Raw genomic sequence first — 5,140 nt, forward strand, 5'->3', positions numbered from 1 at the left:
GCTTCCTGGTTTCTCAGTTTAATGTTTATAACGAGAAGTCTCTGAAGCGGATCCACCGAGGGTTCAAAGGACTCCAGGACACCTTGGAAGCATCATTTATTTAAGTTATATACATATTATATGTACGAAGGCATTTCATTTACACAAAACATTCTTGACACTCTCAAAAATTGTGTTTTCGTTTTTATAAGTGTCAACTTGACAGGGGATAGTACCATTACGTTATACTAGTTTAGAGAGGGCGACATAATGATCATTCAAACAAAGGGACTTACTAAAACTTATCAATCAAAAGTGGTGGTTGACCATATTGATTTAGCAATCAAAGAAGGAAGCTTAACTGCTCTACTAGGACCCAATGGCGCTGGTAAAACAACCACTATATCGATGCTCACAAAGATCTTAAATCCAACCAGTGGAATGATCAAGATGAAACCAGACATAAAGATTAGCATGGTATTTCAACAGAGTATTTTAGATAATGATTTGACAGTTATGGAAAATTTGAGTATTCGAAATAAACTTTATAAAGAAGCCAAATCTAATCATATTGATGCTTTGATTCAGAAAATCGGGTTAACTGAATTTATTAATCAAAAATACGGCCGACTTTCTGGTGGGCAACGGCGACGAGTTGATATAGCAAGAGCTCTACTTAATCAACCTGATATTATTTTTTTGGATGAGCCAACTACGGGTTTGGATATCCAAACCCGCTCGGCAATTTGGAAATTGTTGCATTCATTGCAAAGTCAAAATAATTTAACCATTATTTTGACGACACACTATCTTGAAGAAGCAGACAATGCAGATGAGGTTTATATTATTGATCATGGCAAAATAATTGCCAGCGGATCCGCTGATGAAATTAAAACACAAAACTCTAGCAGTAAACTCGTGATTGTTTCTGAACAAGCTGATCAATTAATGGCATTGATACCAAGTAAAATAATTCATACGCAGATTAATCATAAAACCATTTGTTTAAAGGCTAATTCTGACGAAGCACTCTCATTATTATTAAAGTTTCGTAGTTTCATTAAAACGTTCACTTATCAAGAGGGGACGATGGATGATGCTTTTTTGTCATTAACCGGAAGGAAGATGCGTTGATATGATTACTTTAACAAGGAGAAATCTACTGTTGTATTTCCGCAATCGCCCCGGAGTATTCTTTTCATTATTGGGAGCAATGATTTCATTTCTCTTATATATTGTCTTTCTAAAAAAGTCAATGATAAGTAGCTGGAAAACTGTCCCTAGTTCTCACCAATTACTTGATTTTTGGTTGATTGGAGGGACTTTATCAGTGACTGCCATCACAACCACCCTTACCTCACTTGGACAATTAGTAAAAGATAAAGAACGCAAGGTTATTAAAGATTTTTATTTAACAGACCTTTCTCATTTTGAAATCACCATGAGCTATATGTTAAGTGCCGCTTTGATTGGCTTTATTATGCAAATAGTTATGTTCACACTGATGATAGGATACTTTTCAATCACAGATAACTTGACCATGCCATGGGAGTCGCTACCAGCTGTAATTTGCGTTGCTCTTTTTAGCTCTTTACTAGCAGTTGTAATTAATATGCTGTTTATCCAGTTTATTAGTCGCTTTGATTCCTTAAACGCTATAGGAACAATTGTTGGCACGGCCTCTGGTTTTTTAGTGGGTACCTATATTCCAATTGGTATTCTTCCTAACTTTGCGCAGTTACTTATCAAATTAACTCCGGGTGCATATGTAGCAGCCATTTATCGACAAATACTTATGGCAGATAAATTAAAAACCGCTTTTCATGGTCAGCAAAGCCATTTTGAAAAAACGATGGGGATTAAGTTAGAGTGGCATCATTTATTAACTGGAATGCAAACGACTGTGCTCCTTACCATAGTTTTTTTATTAGGAATAGCAGTTTTACTAATTGTTGACTTAATTCGAAGCAAGGAAAATGTGAGAACGGTTGATTGAGATAGCAAATATGATGAAACAAGTAGACCAATGTTTTGTGATTATTGATTAAGCATTCCAAGTGAATTGCGAGGGATCAATAATGCCTATAAAAATCCGATTAAATTGGAATCTGCCTTAATTGCATCGACATGCAGTCACATTACGATATTGGCCTAGCCAATAAACTATGCTGGATTAAATTGATTTTGGATAATTTTTACAATCTACCTTATAATCAAATTTTTTCAGGATCATCTCACTCCTTTCAGCATCATTTTACATAATTTGATACCGAAAATATACAAATGATACTGATAAAACAAATAGCATCTAAGAAACTACCTAAAAAGGCACCTCATATTCGAGGTACCTTTTTAGATTTAGCTTGTAATCCGTATCGAATTAAGTTACGAACAAGCCCACAGGTCAACTTTTTAAAGGCTTACGATCTGTCAACAAAGCAATCGGCGACAGAATCAAAACAATCACCGCTCCTACTAAGTAGGTATGACTGAAGGCCTGGCTGATTTGTCGATTCTTAGTATGCTTAATTTTTCTCAAAGCTGTCGTTAAAGCTTCTTTTTGTGCCAATTGTTTGAGACCTACTAACAATTTTTTCTGACCCTGGCTTATTTGCTGATTACCCAAATTAATTTTTTGAGAAGCTACTGACAGTTTAGATATAGCGGTATTTTGATTCTCTAACTTGGTTAAGGTAAGTGCTAGTTGCTGGTTGCCCGCTTTTAAGTTGTCAGTAGCTAGTGCTAATTTTTTCTGGGCTTGGTAGACCTGGTGAAGATCGGTTCCCTTTTGGGGCTGTGGTAAATCAACCTGAGATTTGGCCGCTTTTTTAAGGGCACGTCTTAGGTTTGTCTGTTTGTTTTTAGTTGTTAATTTGGCTGATCCAGTAGTGGAAAATAGGCTGTTCAATTGTTGATGAGCCACTTTCTTTACTTTGGGTGATAATTGCTGTCGATCAACAATTTGAATGGCATCTTGATGAATATGCTGCTTAGCTGTATTGACATTATTATCAAGGACCGTTACTAGAATTGCAATTCCTAAACAAGTGCCAATTTGACGCGCTGCGTTAACAATTCCCGAACCAATCCCACTTTTATTTTTTGGCAAATGCTTAACCGAGGCCACTAACGAAACCGAAGAGAACCCAAAACCAACACCGTTAATCACCAGAAAAGTAATGACAACAGTTTTAGGCGTTGTGGTGGTGATAAACGACAAGAGTAGTAAACTAGCTGCCATGACTAAGAGCCCAATCAAAGTAACCGGAACTGCGCCAACTTGATCAAATAACTTAGTTCCCAAAGGCATCGCTACCATGATTGTTAAGGAAACTGGAATAATAATTAGGGCCGCATGTAACGCTGTATCGTTCAGAACGTCTTGTAAAAAATAATTTAAAATCAGGGTGGGGCTAACTAACGCAAAGCCAGTTAAAAAGTAAACTAAACTAGAAGCAGTTAAGGTTTTTTCACGGAACAAATCTAATTCAAGTAGTGGGTGTTTGACTTTACTTTCGATAAAGATGAACAATCCAATAGCTAATACGCCGCCAATGAGTGTTCCTAAGATGATGCCCGATTGCCAACCATATTGGCGGCCTTCTAGTAGGCCAAAGGTTAAACCACCTAAGCCTAGTGTTAAAAGAATCGTTCCTGGTAAATCAATTCTCCCCGCCAAGGATTCGTCATATGATTCCCTTACCCCCATAGCTATAATTAGAGAGGCTACAATGGTTAAGGGGACATTAATGCCGAATACCCAGCGCCAAGAAGCATATTCAATAATCACACCACCAATCGGTGGCCCCCCGGCAGCAGCTAAAGCCGTTACTGCGCCCACAACGCTAGCAATTTTGGATATATGCGCTTTGCCAAATATTTCAATTCCCATTGGTAAGACAATCGGGGTGATGATGGCACCACCTAATCCTTGAAAAAATCGAAAAGCAATCAATTCTGGCAACGACGTTGCCAACATACAAGCCGCCGAAAAACCGCCAAATAAGGCTAATCCTAGTAACATAATTTTTTTACGACCATAACGATCGGCAATCTTTGAACCAGTGATCATAAACACGGCTAAGGCTAACATATAGATGGTGGCAACCCAACTTGTATCAGTTAGACTGGCATTGAAATGGGTCATAATTTTGGGTAAAGCAATGTTGACGATAGTACTGTCTAAGGTGCCCATAAACATCGCAATGGTTAACCCGATAAAACTGATAATTTTAGTAGCTTTTGACATCTATCAAGCGCTCCTTTCGGTAACAAATGGATATAAAGGAAACATTTGTTACCTTTATTTGCGACTTTTAGTATAATTAGTCCTAAGCATTAAAACAATCCTTATTGGCTAAGTGCTACAGATTGCTATAATTTGTTACCGATAGTAGAGGAGATGTCAATAAAATGAACGGCAAGCAGCGTATGGTTGAACAGTCTAAGCAATGGTTATGCGACGCCCTTATAAATTTAATGACGAAAGAGAACTTTCAGGATATTTCTATTACTGAAATTGCCCAAACCGCTGAATTATCGCGAAAAACGTTCTATCATTCTTTTAAAAATAAAGAAGCGGTCATTAATTACCTGTGTGATCAGTTGTTCGATCAGTACTTTGAACAATTACTCCAGCAGAAACCGCAGGTAGGGGAAATGATGTTAAAAACTACTTTTGACATTTTTTTAAATTTTTGGTGGCGAAAACGGGATTTAATTCAATTATTGATCCGCCAAGGCTTATTTGATCACATGAATGAAATTTGGCAGGAAAAAGCAATCCCCCGTTATCAACAGTTTGCGGCTCCCTGGCATGTTCAGGGCACTCCTACCCAAGTGAATTATGTAATGGCTTTTCAACTAGGTGGTTTAACTAATATTCTACGTATCTGGTTAGGACAAGATCAGCCTGAGCCACCAGAACAAATTAAGGATCTAATGTTTTTGGCTGCTCAGCAATTAGCTGATAGTTTAAATACAAATTAGATTAGTTAGACAGAAACAAACAATCAGGATTTAACTAAGATTATGAACACCATTCAAAATAAGGGGGGCCACCTTAGATGTGTTAAATTTACCGTCCATGATAGGGATTGCTGACCCCAATTTACGTCAACTGATGACCAACTTGATTATTGAACTCTATAAGTATCAGGCC

The 5,140-nt window shown here is 37.4% G+C and carries 4 protein-coding genes and 1 pseudogene; 4 read left to right on the forward strand and 1 reads right to left on the reverse strand.

Annotated elements, in window-relative coordinates:
• The first annotated feature begins 249 nt into the window (after positions 1-249).
• Both RDN22_RS10890 and RDN22_RS10895 read left to right on the forward strand, forming a co-directional pair.
• A complete protein-coding gene (locus tag RDN22_RS10890) occupies positions 250-1,113 on the forward strand; it encodes an ABC transporter ATP-binding protein (protein ID WP_012391064.1) in 864 nt (287 codons plus the stop codon).
• A gap of 1 nt (position 1,114) precedes the next feature.
• On the forward strand, positions 1,115-1,975 hold the full coding sequence (locus tag RDN22_RS10895) for an ABC transporter permease (protein ID WP_213491884.1): 861 nt from the start codon (positions 1,115-1,117) through the stop codon (positions 1,973-1,975).
• A gap of 408 nt (positions 1,976-2,383) precedes the next feature.
• Here the strand turns inward: RDN22_RS10895 and RDN22_RS10900 are convergent, their stop codons facing one another.
• Positions 2,384-4,228: an MFS transporter gene (locus tag RDN22_RS10900; protein ID WP_308558120.1), complete on the reverse strand. Its 1,845-nt coding sequence runs from the start codon at positions 4,226-4,228 to the stop codon at positions 2,384-2,386.
• 164 nt (positions 4,229-4,392) lie between these two features.
• Between RDN22_RS10900 and RDN22_RS10905 the strand changes: the two genes are divergently transcribed.
• Together RDN22_RS10905 and RDN22_RS10910 are read left to right on the forward strand one after the other, a co-directional pair.
• Positions 4,393-4,968: a TetR/AcrR family transcriptional regulator gene (locus RDN22_RS10905; RefSeq protein ID WP_046948007.1), complete on the forward strand. Its 576-nt coding sequence runs from the start codon at positions 4,393-4,395 to the stop codon at positions 4,966-4,968.
• Between the two features lie 18 nt (positions 4,969-4,986).
• Positions 4,987-5,140, forward strand: a pseudogene (locus RDN22_RS10910) (recombinase family protein); the annotation flags it as partial.

The organism is uncultured Lactobacillus sp., from assembly GCF_902491705.1.
Classification (GTDB): Bacteria; Bacillota; Bacilli; order Lactobacillales; family Lactobacillaceae; genus Lactobacillus.